The 18,744-nt window shown below is 70.9% G+C and carries 18 protein-coding genes and 3 pseudogenes; 11 read left to right on the plus strand and 10 right to left on the minus strand.

What is annotated here, in order from left to right:
- The first annotated feature begins 16 nt into the window (after positions 1 to 16).
- Positions 17 to 784 (plus strand): NPP1 family protein, encoded by a 768-nt coding sequence (locus ACZ69M_RS25755; RefSeq protein WP_470053285.1) that lies wholly within the window; start codon positions 17 to 19, stop codon positions 782 to 784.
- Between the two features lie 340 nt (positions 785 to 1,124).
- Here ACZ69M_RS25755 and ACZ69M_RS25760 read toward each other — a convergent pair whose 3' ends face one another.
- Positions 1,125 to 1,607 carry a carboxymuconolactone decarboxylase family protein gene (locus ACZ69M_RS25760; protein ID WP_470053287.1) on the minus strand — a complete coding sequence of 161 codons (483 nt, stop codon included), beginning with the start codon at positions 1,605 to 1,607 and terminating at the stop codon, positions 1,125 to 1,127.
- 77 nt (positions 1,608 to 1,684) lie between these two features.
- Here ACZ69M_RS25760 and ACZ69M_RS25765 point away from each other — a divergent pair, with 77 nt between their 5' ends.
- On the plus strand, positions 1,685 to 2,962 hold the full coding sequence (locus ACZ69M_RS25765; protein ID WP_470053289.1) for a pirin family protein: 1,278 nt from the start codon (positions 1,685 to 1,687) through the stop codon (positions 2,960 to 2,962).
- Positions 2,963 to 3,229: 267 nt separating this feature from the next.
- Positions 3,230 to 3,612: pseudogene (locus ACZ69M_RS25770) on the plus strand (maleylpyruvate isomerase N-terminal domain-containing protein); the annotation flags it as partial.
- A gap of 51 nt (positions 3,613 to 3,663) precedes the next feature.
- Here the strand turns inward: ACZ69M_RS25770 and ACZ69M_RS25775 are convergent.
- A complete protein-coding gene (locus tag ACZ69M_RS25775; protein ID WP_470053291.1) occupies positions 3,664 to 4,800 on the minus strand; it encodes an FAD-dependent oxidoreductase in 1,137 nt (378 codons plus the stop codon).
- Between the two features lie 139 nt (positions 4,801 to 4,939).
- Here ACZ69M_RS25775 and ACZ69M_RS25780 point away from each other — a divergent pair, with 139 nt between their 5' ends.
- Positions 4,940 to 5,653: a TetR/AcrR family transcriptional regulator gene (locus ACZ69M_RS25780; protein WP_470053293.1), complete on the plus strand. Its 714-nt coding sequence runs from the start codon at positions 4,940 to 4,942 to the stop codon at positions 5,651 to 5,653.
- A 33-nt stretch (positions 5,654 to 5,686) separates the two neighbouring features.
- Here ACZ69M_RS25780 and ACZ69M_RS25785 read toward each other — a convergent pair whose 3' ends face one another.
- Positions 5,687 to 7,297, minus strand: a complete 1,611-nt coding sequence (locus ACZ69M_RS25785; protein WP_470053295.1) for an FAD-dependent monooxygenase — start codon at positions 7,295 to 7,297, stop codon at positions 5,687 to 5,689.
- A 50-nt stretch (positions 7,298 to 7,347) separates the two neighbouring features.
- Between ACZ69M_RS25785 and ACZ69M_RS25790 the strand changes: the two genes are divergently transcribed.
- Complete coding sequence (locus tag ACZ69M_RS25790) at positions 7,348 to 8,070, plus strand: TetR/AcrR family transcriptional regulator (RefSeq protein ID WP_470053297.1); 723 nt, start codon at positions 7,348 to 7,350, stop codon at positions 8,068 to 8,070.
- A 32-nt stretch (positions 8,071 to 8,102) separates the two neighbouring features.
- On the opposite strand, the gene ACZ69M_RS25795 is transcribed toward ACZ69M_RS25790, so the two are convergent.
- On the minus strand, positions 8,103 to 8,453 hold the full coding sequence (locus ACZ69M_RS25795) for an oxidoreductase C-terminal domain-containing protein (protein ID WP_470053866.1): 351 nt from the start codon (positions 8,451 to 8,453) through the stop codon (positions 8,103 to 8,105).
- A 21-nt stretch (positions 8,454 to 8,474) separates the two neighbouring features.
- Positions 8,475 to 9,305, minus strand: a pseudogene (locus ACZ69M_RS25800) (FAD-dependent oxidoreductase); the annotation flags it as partial.
- Positions 9,306 to 9,358: 53 nt separating this feature from the next.
- Between ACZ69M_RS25800 and ACZ69M_RS25805 the strand changes: the two are divergent.
- Positions 9,359 to 9,508 (plus strand): annotated as a pseudogene (locus tag ACZ69M_RS25805) (ATP-binding protein); the annotation flags it as partial.
- 137 nt (positions 9,509 to 9,645) lie between these two features.
- On the opposite strand, the gene ACZ69M_RS25810 reads toward ACZ69M_RS25805, so the two are convergent.
- Positions 9,646 to 10,098, minus strand: coding sequence for a MarR family winged helix-turn-helix transcriptional regulator (locus ACZ69M_RS25810; protein ID WP_470053299.1), 453 nt, complete (start codon positions 10,096 to 10,098; stop codon positions 9,646 to 9,648).
- Positions 10,099 to 10,197: 99 nt separating this feature from the next.
- Between ACZ69M_RS25810 and ACZ69M_RS25815 the strand changes: the two genes are divergently transcribed.
- The gene (locus tag ACZ69M_RS25815) at positions 10,198 to 11,109 is read left to right on the plus strand and encodes an alpha/beta hydrolase (protein ID WP_470053301.1); all 912 of its coding nucleotides are present in this window, start codon (positions 10,198 to 10,200) and stop codon (positions 11,107 to 11,109) included.
- Between the two features lie 19 nt (positions 11,110 to 11,128).
- Here ACZ69M_RS25815 and ACZ69M_RS25820 read toward each other — a convergent pair whose 3' ends face one another.
- Positions 11,129 to 11,581: an Lrp/AsnC family transcriptional regulator gene (locus ACZ69M_RS25820; RefSeq protein WP_054233896.1), complete on the minus strand. Its 453-nt coding sequence runs from the start codon at positions 11,579 to 11,581 to the stop codon at positions 11,129 to 11,131.
- Positions 11,582 to 11,693: 112 nt separating this feature from the next.
- On the opposite strand from ACZ69M_RS25820, the gene ACZ69M_RS25825 reads away from it, so the two are divergent.
- From ACZ69M_RS25825 to ACZ69M_RS25835, 3 genes are read left to right on the plus strand one after another with little or no spacing between them, the layout of a single operon-like run.
- A complete protein-coding gene (locus ACZ69M_RS25825) occupies positions 11,694 to 12,311 on the plus strand; it encodes a LysE family translocator (RefSeq protein WP_470053303.1) in 618 nt (205 codons plus the stop codon).
- A 51-nt stretch (positions 12,312 to 12,362) separates the two neighbouring features.
- The gene (locus ACZ69M_RS25830) at positions 12,363 to 12,818 is read left to right on the plus strand and encodes a PaaI family thioesterase (protein ID WP_470053305.1); all 456 of its coding nucleotides are present in this window, start codon (positions 12,363 to 12,365) and stop codon (positions 12,816 to 12,818) included.
- On the plus strand, positions 12,815 to 13,789 hold the full coding sequence (locus ACZ69M_RS25835; RefSeq protein ID WP_470053307.1) for an MBL fold metallo-hydrolase: 975 nt from the start codon (positions 12,815 to 12,817) through the stop codon (positions 13,787 to 13,789). Before ACZ69M_RS25830 ends, ACZ69M_RS25835 begins: the two co-directional genes overlap by 4 nt.
- An 87-nt stretch (positions 13,790 to 13,876) precedes the next feature.
- Here ACZ69M_RS25835 and ACZ69M_RS25840 read toward each other — a convergent pair whose 3' ends face one another.
- Positions 13,877 to 14,779, minus strand: coding sequence for a polysaccharide deacetylase family protein (locus ACZ69M_RS25840; RefSeq protein ID WP_470053309.1), 903 nt, complete (start codon positions 14,777 to 14,779; stop codon positions 13,877 to 13,879).
- A gap of 191 nt (positions 14,780 to 14,970) precedes the next feature.
- A complete protein-coding gene (locus tag ACZ69M_RS25845; protein WP_470053311.1) occupies positions 14,971 to 16,350 on the minus strand; it encodes an ADP-ribosylglycohydrolase family protein in 1,380 nt (459 codons plus the stop codon).
- A gap of 282 nt (positions 16,351 to 16,632) precedes the next feature.
- On the opposite strand from ACZ69M_RS25845, the gene ACZ69M_RS25850 reads away from it, so the two are divergent.
- Positions 16,633 to 17,097, plus strand: a complete 465-nt coding sequence (locus ACZ69M_RS25850) for a DUF5709 domain-containing protein (protein ID WP_470053313.1) — start codon at positions 16,633 to 16,635, stop codon at positions 17,095 to 17,097.
- A 121-nt stretch (positions 17,098 to 17,218) separates the two neighbouring features.
- Here ACZ69M_RS25850 and ACZ69M_RS25855 read toward each other — a convergent pair whose 3' ends face one another.
- Positions 17,219 to 18,604, minus strand: a complete 1,386-nt coding sequence (locus ACZ69M_RS25855) for an FG-GAP-like repeat-containing protein (RefSeq protein ID WP_470053315.1) — start codon at positions 18,602 to 18,604, stop codon at positions 17,219 to 17,221.
- Between the last annotated feature and the right edge of the window lie 140 nt (positions 18,605 to 18,744).

The following is an 18,744-nucleotide window of genomic DNA, read 5'->3' on the forward strand; positions in this document are numbered from 1 at the left end:
ACAACAAGGAGTCACCATGCGCAAGTTGAGATCCCTCACCAAGGTCCTCCTCGGCACACTCGGCGCGATGACGCTCGTCGTGGCGGTCCCGGCGAGTGCCCACGCGAACGTCCTGACCCTGCTGCCCCAGAACGCCGACGGCCTGGAGCAGACCTTCTCCCCCGCCTACGACTACGACGGCGACGGCTGCTACGCCACGGCCGCCATCGGAGCCGACGGCACCCTCAATCCCGGCCTGGCGCTCGGCGGCGACGTCAACGGCCACTGCCACGACTACGCCCAACTCGCCAACTCCAACACCTACTCGCGCGAGAAGTGCAACAACGACTGGTGCGCCGTGATGTACGCCAGCTACTTCGAGAAGGACCAGGCCACTCTGGGGCCCGCGGCGATCGGCCACAGGCACGACTGGGAACACGTCGTGGTGTGGATCAACAACAACCAGGTGCAGTACGTCTCGGTGTCCCAGCACTCCAGCTACCAAGTGGCAGCCGCCTCGGCCATCCGCTTCGACGGCACCCACCCGAAGATCGTCTATCACAAGGACGGCATCTCGACCCACGACTTCCGCTTCGCCAACACCAATGACGAGCCTCCGGAGAACGTCACGGGCGGCTGGTTCTACCCGCGCCTCGTCGGTTGGAACGGCTACCCGGCCGGTTACCGCGACAAGCTCTTGAGCGCCGACTTCGGATCCGCCACGATCAAGATCGATGACGGCGACTTCCAGTACGCCCTCACCCAATCGAGGCCGTCCGGCATCCCGTTCGACCCCAACGCCTGACGAAGCGAACGAAGGGGCCCCGCAGGCTCTCGCTTGCGGGGGCCCTCCACGCCCTCGGACCCAGGCGCTTCGACGCGGCGCGGCGAAGACCTGCGGAAAGGGGTACGGAAGCCCTCGCGTCCGGCCATGACACGTCGCAGGGCTTCGGTGAATCGGTTGGCGCCGGACTTCGTCATGTTGTGGACGGCCGCGCCGCGAAGAGATCATGCGGAGGGTCTGCGAGGACTTCGAGGGCCGACCTGATCGGACCACCACCTTCACCCGGCCGCGTCGACCGGGCGGTCGTGCACCGCCGGTTCTGGTCCGGCTTCACGGCCCGGCCCCCGCCTCCCCTGCGGGATCAGCGCTCCGTACGCACCGGGTGCTTGCTCATGATCGAGACCCGGTTGAACGCGTTGATGGTGATCGCCACCCAGATGACCGCGGAGATCTGGTCGTCGGTGAGGACGTCACGGGCTCCCGCCCAGGCGGTCTCCTGCGCGGCGGCGTCGGCCGGCTCGGTCGTCGCCTCCGCCAGCGCGAGGGCCGCGCGTTCCGCGGGAGTGAACAGCTCGGTGTCCCGCCAGGCGGCCAGCACTCCGAGCCGCTGCGCCGTCTCACCCGCACGCAGGGCGGCCCGGGTGTGCACGTTGAGACAGTAGGCACAGCCGTTGATCTGCGACACGCGGAGGTTGATCAGCTCCACCACGGTCCGGTCGAGCCCGGCGTCGGCGGCAGTCGCGCGCACCGCTTCCGACGTCTGGACCAGTGCGTGGTAGGCCTTCGGGCTCTGCTTGTCGATGAAGATCCGCTGCGTCGCGGTTCCTGTCGCGTGGATGCTCAACCCCGGACTCCGTCCTACTATGCTGCGAGTATCATTGTTGAATCTGAAACTATCATGGTGATGGAAGGCGGTCCCCGGTGAGCGATGTCGACGTCCTCTCCCCACGTGACGTACCCCTGGGCGGACCGCGCGCGATGACCGTGCGGCGCACGCTGCCGCAGCGCGCGCGGACCCTGATCGGAGCTTGGTGCTTCGCCGATCACTACGGTCCCGACGACATCGCCGAGACGGGCGGCATGGACGTCGCCCCGCATCCGCACACCGGACTGCAGACGGTGAGCTGGCTGTTCAGCGGGGAGATCGAGCACCGCGACAGCCTCGGCAGCCACGCGTACGTACGGCCCGGCGAGCTGAACCTCATGACGGGCGGGCACGGCATCAGCCACTCGGAGGTGTCCACGCCGGGCACCACGGTCCTGCACGGCGTCCAGCTGTGGGTGGCGCTGCCCGAGGAACACCGGCACACCGAGCGGGACTTCCAGCACTACGTCCCCGAGCCCCTGCGCATCGACGGGGCCGAGATCAGGGTCTTCCTGGGTTCCCTCGCCGGTCAGGAGTCCCCGGTGCGCACCTTCACACCCCTGCTCGGCGCCGAGGTCGTCCTCGAGCCGCGCGCGACGATCACATTCGCCGTGGACCCCGGCTTCGAGCACGGGCTGCTCGTCGACCACGGAGACGTCCGCATGGCCGGCACCTTGCTGCGTCCGGCGGAGCTCGGCTATGCCCAGGCCGGAACCGCGGCCCTGACGTTGGTGAACGAGTCGGACGACCCCGCTCGCACCGTACTGCTCGGCGGAACCCCGTTCGAGGAGGAGATCGTCATGTGGTGGAACTTCATCGGCCGTAGCCATGAGGACATCGTCCGCGCCCGGGAGGACTGGGCGAACGCCTCCGATCGCTTCGGCGCCGTCGAGGGGTACCCGGGGGACCGACTTCCCGCTCCCGTTCTTCCGCATGCCACCATCTCGCCGCGCGGCAACCCGCCGCGTCGCCGACCCACATCCGAAAGGCACCTCATGACCGAGTCTCCCGCCGCTCCGACCGTCGAGCGGAACGACGCCAGGCATCGCTACGAAATCCTGGTCGACGGCAAGCGCGCCGGTCTCACCGCCTACCGCGACCGCGGTGAACAGCGCGTCTTCTTCCACACGGAGATCGACGACGCCTTCGCCGGGCAGGGCCTGGCCGCGCGGTTGGTCGAGTACGCGCTCAACGACGTGCGCGACATCGGTATGCGGATAGTGCCCGTGTGCCCCTACGTCGCGAAGTTCCTGAAGAAGCACGACGAGTTCGCCGACATCACCGACCCCGTGACCCCCGAGGTCCTGGCGTGGCTGGACACGGAACTGGGCTGACCCACGCCCCCTGTGGTGCCCCGGGCGGACAACGTCGACAGCACCGCCTGGACGAGCCACCGCTCCCCGGCCGAGCCGCCGCGCAGGCGCGAGGCGGGGGGCGGAAGCCGGCACGACCGGGGTGCTGCCGGCATCCGGCGTGGCCACCTCCAGCTCGTCTTCCAGAACCCGCACGCCTCCTCGACCCGCGCCAGACGGTCGGCGACGGTGTCGTACCGACCTCGCCGGAGCACCCGTACACCCACCACGTGCTCGCGTCCGTCCCCTGTGGCTCTCTTCTCACTCTCGTGGCAAGCGTTGCGCACAGCGGTGGCCGAGCTCCGGGACGAGGATTTCACCCAGCCGTCCGGCTGTACCGGCCGGCTCGTACGGGCCCTGATCTGCCACCTGCTCGTCGACGCACAGAACGGGGACGTCGCCGAACGCCAGCGACCGGTGGCGCGGAGCCGCGGCTGCTCAAGTTCCACCTGGACGAAGTCGGTTCCGCCGCCGGTCGCGCCGCCGAACTCGCCGACCCGGGCCTCCGGGTCAGCACCTGCGCCGAGGTCCTCACCGCAGGCGATCACCTCTCCGCGTACGTACTGGCGTTCCCTCCGTCGTTGTCCGACAAGGACGCGCTACTGGTCGGCACCGGACGGCGCGCCCCGACCGTGACTGCCCGCAGGCCCCGCCTGCCGCAGGACCGCTGGAGCGGCCGAAGTTCACCCGACGTGCTCGTGGTGGGTGAAGAGGCCGAGGAGGCTGTGTGGGGCGTTGTCGTCGAAGCACAGCTCGTGGTTCTGGGCAGCCTCGGTGGCGGCAGCGGCGCTCCGTGGGAAGAGGGCTTCCTCGTACGCGGTGAGTGCGGCCTCGATGTTGTCCGGGTGCGCGGCGAGGGCCTTGCCGAGTTCGGCGCCGTCGTACATGGCGAGGTTCGCGCCCTCGCCGGCGAACGGTGACATCAGGTGGGCGGCGTCGCCGAGCAGGGTCACACCGGGCACGCGGTCCCACCGGTGCCCGATCGGCAGGGCGTTGATGGTCCGCGGAACCGGTGCGGTCTCGCCGTCGGTGATCAGCGCGGTGAGTTCCGGGGCCCAGCCGTCGAACTCCTCGGCGACCCGGGCCGTAGCCGCGCCCGCGTGGGTGAAATCGATGGCGGCGATCCACTCCTGCGGCTTGTTGAGCGCCACGTAGGTGTGCAGGACGCCGCCGGGCTCCCGGTGGGCGAGGATCCCCTTCCCGGGTGCGAGTGCGAAGAGCGCGCCGCCGCCGACCGCCTGTGCGCTGGCCGGGTGGCGGGTGTCGCCGTCGAACAGGTACGTCTCGATGAAGGATATGCCGACGTACTCGGGGGTGGCGTCGGACAGCAACGGCCGGATCCGCGACCACGCGCCGTCCGCGCCGACCAGGAGACCGGTCGCCACGGTCGCCCCGTCCGCGAACGTCACTTCGTGCCGGCCGTCCCCGAGAGACCGGACCGCGGTGACCTTGCGCCCCCACTTGATCGTGTCGGCCGGCAGCGAGTCGAGCAGAATCTGCCGTAGGGCGCCGCGGTGGACCTCCGGACGCCCGCCGGTGCCGTCGTCGGGTTCGTCGAGGAGCACGGTTCCGTCCCGGTCGAGAACCCGCGACGCCTCACCGCCCTTGTGGACGAGGCCGCGGAACTCCTCGAGGAGGCCGGCCGCTTCGAGGGCGAGCTGCCCGTTGTAGTCGTGGATGTCGAGCATGCCGCCCTGCGTGCGGGCGGTCGGGGAGATCTCCGCCTCGTAGACCGTCGCGGGAATGCCGTGGACGTGGAGGACGCGGGCGAGGGTCAGTCCTCCGAGCCCGGCGCCGATGATCGTGACGTCAGTGGTCATGGTGGTTCCTTGCCTGTCGCGGCCCGCCGGGCGGACACCCGGCGGGCCATCTCTGGAACATTGTTCCAACGCAGCCTGGAACGGTATTCCAGAGATGTCAAGATGGAACAGCGTTCCAGGCGTGTGTCAGGATGTACACATGGCAACCAGGACACGCCGCCCGGAACGACGCGAGGAACCACTCTCCCGTCAGCGCATCGTCGAGGCCGCGATCGGCCTTCTCGACACCGCCGGCGAGGGCGCACTCACCTTCCGCGCACTGGCCGAACGCCTCGCCACCGGACCCGGCGCGATCTACTGGCACGTCACGGGCAAGGACGAACTCCTCAACGCCGCCACCGACGCCGTCATCGCCACCACCATGACCGCCGAAACCACCGACACCTCCGGCAGGACCGACGCAACGCCGCAGGAAGCGATCCGCACCCTCGCACTCGGCGTGTTCAACGCGATCGACGCCCACCCGTGGGTCGGCACACAACTCTCCCGCGCCCCGTCCCAGTCACCCGTGCTGCGCGTCTTCGAACACCTCGGACGCCACATCCAGACGCTCGGCGTACCCCACCCCACCCAGTTCACCGCCGCCTCCGCCCTGCTGAACTACATCCTCGGAGTCGGCGGACAGAATGCGGCCAACGCCCGCGGACACCACCCGCACACCAGCCGGGCCGAGTTCCTCGACACCACCGCGACCGCATGGGCCGACCTCGACCCCGACGAGTACCCCTTCACCCGCACCGTCGCGGACCAACTACGCGACCACGACGACCGAACGGAGTTTCTCGCCGGTCTCGACCTCATCCTCACCGGAATCACCACACACCAGAACCCGGCCGACCCGACACCGCCGTAACCCACCCCCGCCCAGCCCGGGTTCAGCCCGGATTCAGCCCATCGGCGCGTGCTCGGGTGAGGGCGACGGCGCGCCGGTCCATCCGTGCAGGGCGGCTTCGAGGCCGGTGACGGCGGCGGCGTCGGTGGTGTCGGAGGCCCAGGCGACCACCCCGTCCGGGCGCACCAACACCCCGGTCGGCGTCGCGTGGTCGTCGGTCACGCTGCTCACTCGCCCGGCCCAGGCCGCGCCGACGCGGGCGAACGTGCCGTCCGGAGTGCGGTCGAGCAGCAGGAACCCGCCGCCGTGACCGTGGTCGGACAGACGGGAACCGTCCGTCAGCCACAGGTCGGGGACATAGCGGCCGACCAGCGGATGGTCGCCGGGCAGGTCGATACGCTGTGTGACACCGGAGATGTTCTTGACCGCGTAGGTCGCGCCGTCCCGGGTGCTCAGCAGATCGGCGACGACCTCCCGGAGCGCGGCCGACTTGGCGTCCCCGCGCAGCACCCCGATCTGGGCCCGCGTCCAGTCCAACACCCAGGCGCCCAGCGGACGGCGCTCGGCGTCGTAGGTGTCGAGCAGCCCTTCGGGTGCCCACCCTGCGACCACGGCGCCGAGCTTCCAACCGAGGTTCATCGCGTCGCCGACCCCGAGATTGAGCCCCTGACCGCCGAACGGCGAGTGCACGTGCGCGGCGTCGCCGGCCAGAAGCACCCGTCCCGACCGGTAGGTCGCGGCCTGGCGGGCGTTGTCCGTCCAGCGGGTCGCGGCACCGCACAGCGCGGTCAGCGTCACGTCCGTGCCCGAGACCCGGCGCAGGCCGGCCTGCAACTCCGCAAGGGTGACCGGCGCCATGGGGGTCCCCCCGCGCGAGCGAAGCCGAGCGTGGAGGTCGGCGGGAGCGCCGAACTCCACGGTGACCACCTGCCCGGGTTGTGGCCCGTAGCGGTAGGCCCCCCGAGTCGACCACACCCATCCGTTCGCGAGCTTCTCCGGGTCGGCGATGTCGGCGACCGCCAGGTGTCCGGTGAGTTCGGGGTCGGTGCCGGGGAAGCCGATGCCCGCGAGGCGGCGTACGGTGCTGCGCCCGCCGTCGCACCCGACCAGCCACCCGGTGCGCACCGTGCCGGCCGTGGTGCCGACGAGCACGCCGTCGCCGGTGTCTTCGAGCGTGGTGACCTCCACCCCGCGACACACCGGTACGCCGAGTCGCGCGACATGGTCGGCCAGGAGCTCTTCCAGCTCACGCTGCGGCACCAGTCTCGCTCCGTCGACCGCGGCGTGCGCGGCGAGGTCGGCATCGGACCAGTCCACGAGGCCGGCGTCGAGGACCATCCCCGCGAAATGCCCGGTGAACCGCGACTCGTACGCTCGCCCGCCACCCCCGGGCCGTTGGTCGTCGGTCGTGCGAGCGAACGACCCCACCCGCTCGAGCATCTCTCGCTGCACGCTTTCGGCGGCAGGCAGCAGGCCGCGGCGGTCGAGCGCCTCGGCCGTCGGCACGTTGATCGACCCCGCCTTCATCGCGTCGGACGGCTCGGCCAGTCGCTCGAGCACCTGCACCGTCGCCCCGGAGAGCGCCAGCTCGGCGGCGAGCACGAGGCCCACCGGCCCGGCTCCGACCACGGTTACGTCCACATCCTGGTTCACATCGATATTCACGAACGGTGTTCTATAAACGAACGCTGTTCGTGTCAAGTTATAGTGGTCGGGTGAACCCGAGAGAACGACGCGCAGCGCGCCACCAACTGCCGAATCCCGAGGTCGAGCCCGCCCCCAGACAGCGGCGACGCAAGGCCCCGATCACCGTGCAGCAGGTCATCGACACCGCGCTGGGCGTCATCGCCACAGAGGGCTACGAGGCACTGACCATGCGCCGACTCGCCGGCGCGCTCGACACCGGACCCGCCTCGCTCTACGCCCATGTGGTCAACAAGGCCGACCTCGACGAACTTCTCATCGCGCGGCTGTGCGCCGAGCTCGTACCGCCCGAGCCCGACCCCGCGGCCTGGCGGGAGCAGATCCGCAGCGTGTGCACCCAGATGCGCGACCAGTACCTGAAATACCCCGGGATCTCCCGCGCCGCGCTCGCCATGGCCCCCACCGACCTCGAGACCCTGCGCGTCAGCGAAGCGATGCTGGCGATCCTGATCGCCGGCGGCGTCGCCCCGCAGACCGCCGCCTGGGCCATCGACGCCCTCCTGCTGTACGTGGCCGCCTACTGTCTGGAGATCTCCATCCTGAATCAGCGGAAGGTCCACAACGCGGCGGACTGGGTGGTCGACACCGACGAGCTCCAGCGCCGACTGACCGCCCTGCCGGCCGCGGCCTTCCCTCACACCACCCGCTACGCGGCCGAGCTCACCGCCGGCGCGGGCCATGACCGGTTCGACTTCACCCTCGCCCTGATGATCGACGGCCTCGCCCACCGCTAGCCAGACATCACCGCTGTGTGACGGGGAGCAGTTCACGTGTGCCGGGCCGAGCGCGGGTACGACCGTGAAGGCTGTCCATGACGCGCGTTCGACGACCAGGCGACGCAACGTGCGTATCTGGCGGGGGGGGGGGTGTTCCAGCTGAGTACGCCGACCACCCTCCCGTGGTGGCCGTGGACGGCGGCGAAGTAGCCGCCGGCCGGGTCGCCGTGGACGATCCGCACCTCCGCGCCGGGTGGGAAGATGCCGTACGCCTGGATCCTGGTGTCGTACTGGCCCGTCCAGAAGTAGGGCACGGGAGCGAACGGTGTGGCGTCGCCGAGCAGGTTGCCGGCCGCGGTCATGGCCTGTTCGGTGGCGTTCATGCGGTGTTCCAGACGCATGCGGGCGCCGAAGTGCGGGTTGTGCCAGGAGGCGAGGTCCCTGGCGGCGTGGATGCCGGGTGCGGCCCGGCACAGCGCGTCGCACTCCACCCCGTCCCGCAGTCGCAGGCGCGAGCCGGTCAGCCGGCGGGTCGCCGGCGTGGAGCCGAGGGCCAGGACGACGACGTCGGCCGACAGCGTGGTGCCGTCGCTGAGTTCCACCCCGGTCGCCCGGCCGCCTGCTCCGCGCAGCGGGCGCACCGGTATCCCGCAGCGCAGACGCGTGCCGTGGTCGCGGTGCGGACCGGCGACGAGCGCGCCGATGAGGTCGCCGAACGGACGCCGTACAGGGACGGGCTCCGGCTCGGCCACGGTCACCTCCAAGCCCATGATCCGGGCTGCCGCGGCGACTTCGGCGCCGAGGAATCCGACGCCGACCACGACCACCAGGGCCCGGTGAGCAGTGCGGCGCATAGGCCGAGAGCGTCGTCGAGCGTGCACAGGACGTGGACTCCGGCGAGATCGCTGTCAGGAAGGCGCTGGGGGCACACCGGTAGCGATGACGAGACCGTCGAAGCCGATGCTCTCGCCGTTGCCTAGGCGCACTTGGCCGCCCTCCACATCGAGGGCGGTGGCGCGCTGTCCGAATCGCAGGTCGGCCTCGAGCCCTGCCAGGTCCCGCAGGGAGCGCAGGGTGGCCCGTTCGGAATTCCAGACGCCGCTGAGGATCTGCTGGGACAGCGGCGGTCGGTCGTACGGCGGATGTGGCTCCTCTCCGACAGGGGTGAGGTCGCCGCCCCAGCCTCGGCGGCGGAGGGCCTCGGCCGCGGCCAGGCCTGCGGCCGCGGCTCCGACGACGACGATCCGCCTCACGCTCGAAAAGGGTCCTGACTCGGTGGAGGGTCGCCGATGAGGCGGCCGACTCGGTGCTGCTGACCGTCTCCGAACTCATCACCAACGCCGTGGAGCATGCACGGCCCCGACTGAACCTCGACCTGAGCCGCGACCCGGGCACCCGGTGCGTACACACCGAAACCTCCGACGGCGGCCCGGCCACCACGGGCGGCGACCGCGCAGCCAGCTGCACCCGTGGCGAGCACGGCCGCGGGCTGGAGATCATCGACCAGCTCACCACCGCACATGGCGACCGCCCGGAGCCCGGACATCGGGCACACCCTCCGAGCCGTTCGGCGTCGACGGCTGCCACGATCGCTCAGCCCGTGGGCATGCCGACACGTGCGCCCTCGAGGGTCCCTCGCAGCCGGGCGAGGGCGGTCGCCAGCTGTTCGAGTGACCGTGCGGTCAACGGGTCGGCCAGCCATGTGCGCAACTCGTTCTCGAAGGTCGGTGTGGCGGCGTCCAGGAGTTGCCGACCCGCCTCCGTCAGAGCGAGCAGCGACGAGCGGCGGTTCTGCGGGTTGGGACGGCGGCTCACCCACCCCGCGGCCTCGAGTCGGTCGACCCCTTTGCTGGTCGCGCCCACGGTGATGGCGACCTCGTGGGCGAGGTCGTTCACCCGGCAGTCCTCACGGCCACCGATGATCCGCAGGAACTCGAACTGGCCGGCGGTCAGGCCGTGCTGGGCCCGCAGCCGCTCACCGAGGACGTTGTAGAGCCTCGTCTCGTACCGGACGAGGTCGGCGAACACCTGTGCGTGATCGGTCACATGGCTCTCCATCTTCTCAAGAAGTATCTTCTTTGGAATATAGTTGGGCTCCTGCCCAGCGGGCCATGATCCCGCACTCGTCTCGATACGGAGGACAGCATGAGCAAGGAACAGCGCGCGACCGTCGACGCCTTGCTGCGATCGGCGGCGTTCGATGCCGACCGCACGCCCGAGGAACTGCGCGCGGCTTTCGCTGCGATGATGGCCGGCAGTCCATCGCCGATCGGGGTCACCCTCGCCCCGAGCACCCTCGGTGGCCGCCCGGCGCTGGAGATCGAGCCGCAGGACGGGGCGACCGGCGGGACGATCCTCTACTTCCATGGTGGGTCCTGGGTGTTCGGCTCGCCTGCCACGGTCCAGCACATCACCGCGGCGCTCGTGCGGCGTACGGGTGCCCGGGCCGTCTCGCTCGACTACCGGCTCGCACCCGAGCATCCGTTCCCGGCCGCGATCGACGACGGTGTCGCGGCCTACCGCGACCTGCTGGAGCAAGGCGTGTCGGCCGATCGGATCATGCTGGCGGGGGACTCGGCGGGCGGCGGGCTGAGCATCGTGACCGCGCTCGCCGCGCGTGACGCCGGTCTGCCGCGACCGGCCGGGGTGGTCGCGTTCTCGCCGGGGCTGGACGCGACCCGCAGCGGCGAGAGCATGACGACCAAGGACGGGATCGACCCACTGTTCACCCGCCAGTCCCTGGTGCGTCTGGGCGTCCACTACCTCGCGGGCCAGGACCCGCGGCAGCCGCTGCTGAGCCCCGCCGTGCACGCCGACCTCACCGGGCTGCCGCCGCTTCTGCTGCAGGCCGGGTCGAACGAGGTACTGCTCGACGACTCGACCCGACTGGCGACCCGTGCGGCCGCCGCCGGTGTCGACGTGATCCTCGACGTCACCGCCGACGTGCCCCACGTCTTCCAGTCGTTCACCGGCTCGCTCGACGAGGCGGACGCGGCACTGGACCGGGCCGGTCGCTTCATACGCGACCGGCTGGCGACCGCCCCAGCCGCGCTCTGACGGCCGCGCCGTCCGAGGCCTACTCGGGCAGTGGGCGATCGTCGACGACGTGCTTCATGACAAGGGTGGAGGTCAGGCGCTGCACCCCCGGCAGAGTGGCCAGCCGCTGGTCGTACAGCTGCTGGAAGGCGGACAGGTCGGCGGTGGCGACCCGCAGAAGGTAGTCGGGCTCACCGAACAGGCGCTGGGCCTGGATCACATGCGGGACGGCGGCCACGGCCTCCTCGAACGCGGAGACGGTGTCACGGTCCTCCCAGCCCAGGGTGACGAAGACCAGGGCTTCGAAGTCGAGACCGACGGCGGCCGGGTCGACGACCGCACGGTAGCCGCGGATCGCGCCCTCGCGTTCGAGGTCACGCAGGCGGCGATGACAGGGCGAGATGCTCAGCTTCACGCGGGCGGCCAGCTCGGTCACCGTCAGACGGCCATCCAGCTGCAGCTCGGTAAGAATCTTCCGGTCCAGGGCATCCATGAGGAAGATTCTCCCCCACTAGGCTCGATCATGGAGCAAAGACAGAAACATTTGCGGGCAATATGCGCCTAATCTTCCCTCTCAGGGCAAGGAACGTGAGAGGGAAAGATCGATGGACACGACGACGGTGGCGGCTTTTCTGGCGGTGGATCTGCTGCTGGTGTTCACGCCGGGCGCGGACTGGGCCTACGCGATCACGGCGGGGCTGCGCGACCGGTCGGTCGTCCCGGCGGTCGCCGGACTGATAGCCGGATACGTGGGATACACGGTGCTCGCCGTGGCCGGCCTGGTGGTGATCGTGGCCAACTCGGCCACCGTTCTCACCGCACTGACCGTCGCGGGGGCCGCCTACCTGATGTGGCTGGGCTGGGGTGTCCTGTCGCGCCCGTCGGTACTGGGCGCGTCCACGCAGGCCATGCCCTCCTCGCGCCGGCAGATCATGCTCAAGGGAGCCGGGATCAGCGGCCTGAACCCGAAGGCGCTGCTTCTGTACTTCTCGTTGTTCCCGCAGTTCATCGACCCCGGGGCGGGCTGGCCGGTCGCCGCGCAGACCGGTCTGCTCGGCACGCTCCACATGACCGCCTGTGCCGTCGTCTACCTCGCCGTCGGCGTGCTGGCCCGCACCGTGCTGAAGACCCGGCCCTCGGCGGCCCGGGCAGTCACCCGCGCCTCCGGTGCCATGATGATCGTCATCGGAGGGGTCCTGTTGGCGGAACGCCTGGCCGGCTGACGGACCCGCCCGACCCCGTTCGACCCCGTGATGTCCGCAGAAGGAGAGCACATGGAAGAGCAGGCGCAGCGGGAACAGGCGAGCCCCGAGGTACAGGCGCGCGTCCGGACGAGTTTCGACCGGCAGGGGCTGATGGGCCTCCTCGGTGCACGGATCACGCGGATCGCGCCGGGCCGTGTGCACATCGTCCTCCCGAGCCGGCCCGAAGTGACGCAGCAGCATGGCTACTTCCATGCCGGCGCCACCAGCGCGATCGCGGACACCTCGGGCGGCTACGCCGCGTTCACGCTCTTCCCGGAGAACACCGACGTACTCACGGTCGAGTACAAGATCAATCTCCTGGCGCCCGCCGTCGGCGACCACATCGAGGCGGTCGGAACGGTCCTGAAGTCCGGACGCACCCTGACCGTGTGTCAGTTGGAGGTGTTCGGCGTCCAGGACGGCCGACGGTCGCTCGTCGCCAACGGCCAGCAGACGCTGATCCGCGTGAACAGGCCCGAACGGTGAGCCCGCAGCCGCTGCCGTCCTGGGTGACCTGGCAGCAAAGGCCGTTTCCCGACGCCAACCTACTTCTGCTCCACGGAAGCCAACCGGCCCTGGTCGACAGCGGATTCGTCGGCCACGCCGAGGACACGGCCGCCTGGGCCCGCGCCCACGCCGGAGACGTCGGCCTGGTCGTGAACACCCATTGGCACTCCGACCACGTCGGTGGCAACGCCCTTCTGCAAGCGGGTGGCGCCGGCATCGCCGCCGGTGCCCCGGAGGCGGACGCCGTCGCCCGCCGGGACCCGGGCTGCTGCGCTGCGGAATACCTCGACCAGCCCGTGAGCCCGTACACCATCGACATGGCGCTCGACGACGGTCAGGTCCTCCGCCTCGGTGAAGCCGACTGGGAAGTGGTCCGCACCCCCGGACACACGCCAGGGCACCTCGCGCTGTGGCAGCCGGAGGAGCGGCTCCTCGTGGTCGGGGACGCGCTGTCGGACTACGACGTCGGCTGGGTGAACCTGGCCCTCGACGGGCCCGACGCGGCCGCCACCGCTCTCGCCTCCCTGAAGCGGATGGCCGACCTCGCCCCGCGCGTGCTGCTCCCCTCTCACGGGCCGCTCCCCGCCGACCCCGGTACGGCCTTCGTCACCGCGCTGCGCCGCGCGCGGCGTCTCGTCGACGACCCCGACGGAGCCATCTGGTACGGGGCCCGGCGGATCTTCGCCTTCGCCCTCATGATCCGCGGCGGGATCCCCACCGACGAGGTCGAGCCGTACCTGCACGCGCGCGCCTGGCTGACCGACGCCGCGCGCCTTCTGGGCCTCACCCCGGAAGCACTCGCCGCCGAGCTCATCGCCATCATGCTCCGCAGCGGCGCCGTCGTCCTTCGGCACGAGCGCCTGCACGCCGCCGCCGAGCACACCCCGGTCGGGGCGGAGACGCTGCGCGTGCCGTACCCGCGTGCGTGGCCGACGCCGCAGCCGCGCTGACTCCCGGGCGACCCCGTCTCGTCGACCGAGTCGACCGCTGTACGAACCGGGCCTCTCGACAGTCGCCGCCCCAGCCCGGACGCGCCGTCAGTGGAGGGCGTCGGAAAGGCGGGTGAAGCTGTGGCCGGTGGCCAGCAGCTGGGGGACGGCTGCGGTGATGCCTCGGGCCGTGCCGCCCCGGGGGTGGTTCATGTGGCAGATGACGATGGACCCGCCGGGGGCGGCGGCGACCGTCGTACGGACCTGTTCGGGGGTGAAGGTGGCGCCGCCGTCGCCGTTGACCGAGAAGCTGACGAAGCGTTCTCCCAGGGCGGTGACGATCCGTGCCGCGACGTCGTCGCAGTAGGCGGTGCCGGAGCGGAAGAAGCGTGGCGGCGTGCCCAGCAGCCGGGTGAGCTTGGTTTGGTTGCCGGAGATCTCGTCGTACACCTCGGCGGCGCTGCGGGTGCCGGGGATGCCGTAGGCGGAGCGGCCGGTGACCGAAAGCGGGCGGTGACGGGTGCCGTGGTTGGCGATCTCGAACAGCGGCTCGGCGGCCAGCCGACGGAAGATGGCGGGGTTGGCGTCGATCCAGCGGGAGTTGATGAACAACGTCGCCGGTATCTCCCGTCGACGCAGGAAGTCGATCAACGCACGGTCGTAGCCGCTGCCCCCCGGGCCGCCGCAGGCGTCGAAGGTCAGTGCGATCACGCGTTTGTCGGTCGGCAGCGCGTGGACCACGCCGGGTGCGTCGAAGCCCCAGGTGTGCGGCACCGCGTGCCCGTAGCGGGTCACGATGTCCGCGCGGGTGACGGCGCGGGACGCGGTGGCGGTCGGCGCGATGGCCGACGGGCTGGAGCCCGGGGTGCTTGTGCCGGTTGCGATCGCCGCGGTTGTGGAGGGGGAACCGGTGGCGGAAGCGCTGCGGTCGACCGTGCTCTGGGGGCCCGCACAGCCGGCGAGCGCGCCTCCCGCCATGGCCGCCAGCAGCGCCCGGCGACTGGGTGTCATCCGTTCCCCTTGTTCGAAGATCCTCGACGGGACACCCCGCTACGGGAACCGTACGCGAACCGTACGCGGCGGAAGGGGCATGATCAGTAAGAAGGCGGCAAGGGTTCGCCAACAATCCCTTGTGGGTCATTTGCCGCGCCGGCCACGGGACCCGGCGTACTCAAGCGGCGGCGGCATCGCGCGCTCGCCGCTCAGGTGGTCCTCTCGGCCTCGGCCGACGCCGCCTTCTTCTCGGCGCGGCGCAACTCCTGGTAGCGATTCCACAGTGCGGGCCGGGAATCGTCCATGTACCAGGCGCGCAGGAAGAGTTCGAGGAAGGCGCTCTCCGTCTCGTCGCCGCCGCGGCGGTACAGCTCCGGGTCCGACTCGACCAACGCAGCGGCCGGCCGCCGGCCGGCCGGGCCCTGGGCCACGGTCACCCGGAAGATGGCACGACCGGTCCCACTGCGATGCAGCGTCAGCTGGTCGCCCTCCAGGTACGCGTCCCACTTCTCGTCCATGCTCAGCGCCCGCACACCGTGCCGGACACGCTGCCACTGCCCCGGAGTCCACACCAGCTCCGGCACTGGAACCGGCTCGGGACGGCGCAGCGGCGTCACGTCGCGGCCCAGCCCGGCGCGGTTGAGGTCCTCGCCCGGTTCGCCCTCGCGCACCCACTCCGGTAGCGCCTCCGACGCGGCCCGCCACGCGGCAGGTATCCCCGCCGTGCCCACCCGAGCCGCGACGATTCCGCCGACAATGGCGCAGGTGGTGTCGACGTCCCCGCCCACCGACGCGCACGCCCACAACGCCTCCGCGAAGTCCTCCAGGTGCCGGGCCGCGCACCACAGGGCGAAGGGCACCGTGTCCGCCGCGCTCACCCGCCGGCCGTTGCCCAACCGGTGCGCCGCGTACTCGGCGTGCGGCTGGCCCAGCAACTCCCGCGCCTCGGCCACCCCCGAACGGACCCGTCCCTGCGGTGTCAGCTCCTCCACCGCCGCCAGCAACTGGGCTCCGGTCACCGGCCGAACGCGCCCGCGGGCGGCGCACGCGGCGCCCACCGCCACGGCGACCGCCCCGGCCACCGCCTCCGGATGGGTGTGCGTCACCCGCGCCGACCGCCCGGCCTGCGCGGCTGCCTCGGCGAGATCCACGGCGAACCAAGCGCCCAAAGGCGCCACCCGCATCGCGGCCCCATTGCCCCACGACCCCTGGCCGTCGAACAGTTCCGCGACCAGTTCCTGCCACCTGCCGCCCTCGCGTACCAGGCGCAGCAGCCGGTTCATCGCCGGACCGTAGCCGCGGTCGAAGTCGTGCCTGTGGGCGAAGCCGTGCGCAAGTTCATGCTGGTCCACGCTGCCGCGTCGGCGCAGCACGTCGAAGACCGAGCAGGCCATCTCCGTGTCGTCCGTCCACGGCCATTCCGCGGCAGGCAATCGCCGCTCCCGCAGGCCGGGGAGATTGTCCGGTACGAAGAACTGGGCGCCGAAGGCGTCACCCACCGCCACGCCGTGCAGGGCGTCGCGGGCGGCGGAGCGGTGGTCGAAGGAAGAGCAGGCGGAAGGGTCGAGGAAGGGGATTTCAGCGGGCATCTCCCCCATCCTGCCAAGCCGACCTGCCGCAGGGCCACGGCAATTGCCGGCGTCCAGGTGTTCTGCCGACCGGGCACTCCCCCCGGCGAGCAGCCGGGAGTGGCGGATGGGACTTCTGGGCATGGTGCGTTGGGGGAACAGACCCGGTGCGCGGAGAGTCAGACTTGCCTCGATCTCTGGTCCTAGGCTGGGTTTCCCACTCCGCCCAGGAGAGTTCCTCCGGTCCGGACAACCGTGTTCCCGTCAGATCCCTGGCAGGGAGCACCCAACAATGGAGCGCGCATGGCCTACGAGGCGATGGGTGATGACGTCTACCAGCCGGACGGGTCGGAGGTACAGGACGACGCCGGGCTGCTGGACGTCTCGGACACCCTCGACGACCGCGGTATCGACGAGGCTCTCGACGAGGGCTACTCGCCCCCGGAGAGGCCTTGGGGCGTGGAGCACACCGGTGTCACGGCGGCGGAGCGGCAACGAGGGGAGAGCCTGGACGAGCGGCTTGCCGAGGAGGTCCCCGATATCGCCGGCCAGGACGGCGACGGTATCGGGGACCTTTGGGACGGCGACGGGGAAGTCATCGACGACGAGGTGGGAGACCTGCGGGCGGGCCGCCTCATCGCGCCGGACGAGGGCGCTCACGAGGACACCGAAAAGGACCTGATCGCTTACGACGTCGGCGTCGACGGGGCGGGCGCGTCGGCCGAGGAGGCCGCGATGCACGTGATCCCCGACTCCGAGTCCTTCTAGCCTGCTCGGTTCGTCGTCTTTCTGGCCTGCCCGGTCCGTCGACCTCCTGGCCTGCCTGGTTCGTCTCCACCGACGGGGACAGGAACAGGCGTGCGGACGTCGGTGCGTCGCGAAGCGGCCGTCAGCGGTGGAAGGCGGCACCGAAGTGTGCGCCGGACACGGGCGCGGCCAGAGTGTGAGGTCCGAAGCTCACCGACCTGGTCGCGGTGACACCGGAGGCGGTGCCGCGGAAGACCCACACGGCTCCCGAGCCGCTGTTCTCCTCCGGTGCCGAGACGGCGACGTGCCCGCCGACGACGGCGGTGCGGCTGCCGAACCGGTCACCCTTCTCTGCCGTACCGGGCACCCCGGCCGTGTTCTGGCTGAAGACTTGGACCCTGGTGCCGGAAAGACCCGTCGGACCGCCCCTGAGAACGGCGAAGGTGCCGGCGTCGGTCCGGCCGGCGAGGTCCTCACCGGGGACACCGGTGACGACGTCGGCGTAACCGTCGCCGGTGATGTCGCCGACGGAGACGTCGGTGCCGAAGCGGTCGCCGCTCTCCCCCGCCCCGGGGACACCGGGGGTGTTCTGGCCGATCAGCGTGGCGCGCGCCGCGAACCCGTTCGCCGTGCCGCGCACCACGCCCACGAGACCGCCCCCTGCCGCCGTGCTGCGGCCGAAGACGACGTCCGACCGGCCGTCCGCGTCGATGTCACCGAGGGCGATGCTGTCCGCGGACACGGTGTCGGGGTAGGCGATGAACGGCCCTGCCACCAGCCCGTTCTCAGTCCCCTTCAGCAGTCGCAGTCGGGGCGGCGCGATCGCCCCTCCGTCGTCCGAGTCCCACGGACCGCTGCTGACCACCAGGTCGGTGGTGCCGTCGCCGTCCACATCGCCCGCCTCCATGGCGTAGACACGGACGTCGAGGCCGACGAGGGGGCCGGTGCGGGCCGCGGAACCGCTTCGGCTGAAGGGCCCGTACCGCATCTGATAGGCCGTCGCCAGGTCCAGGTGCCCATCGCCGTCGAAGTCACCGGCGCGGATCTCCGCCCGGCCGTGGCCGACCGTGGTGGCGGTGGCGAGCCCGCCCACCCCTCCCCACACGACGGTCTGCAGACCGACGTCACGCGCACTGCCGATATCCTCGCCCGGGGCTCCGACCACCAGGTCGGTGAAACCGTCGCCGTCCAGGTCGGCGGCCGTGAGCGGGCCGCCGAAGTGGTCACCCGCCTCCGCCGTGCCGGGTATCCCGTAGCGGTCCTGGCTGATCACCTGGCGCTTGACACCGTTGGGGCCCTCGGCCATGCCGTAGACGACAGCGACGTATCCGGCGCCCGCCTTCCCGTTGACAGTGCCGCCCGGGGCGGCGATCGCGACGTCGGTGTATCCGTCACCGTCGAAGTCGGCACGCACGGACGCCGCGGCATCGGCGGCGAGGGCGCCCGCGGGGGCGTCTTCGGCGTAGGACACCGCTGTCCCCGTCCCCGTCACGGCCATGACGGCGGCGGCGACAGCGACGGCGGACACCTGAAATCTTCGGGAGGACATGGCAAACCCCTAGGAATGGAGGGCAGTGGGCCCGCACTTCTCACGCGCACGGCAACCACCAAGACCCGCACGGGGCGCCAACGGTTGTACGCCGCCCCTTCACCTCGGATTCACCCCGA

The organism is Streptomyces sp. NPDC107454 (assembly GCF_055582885.1).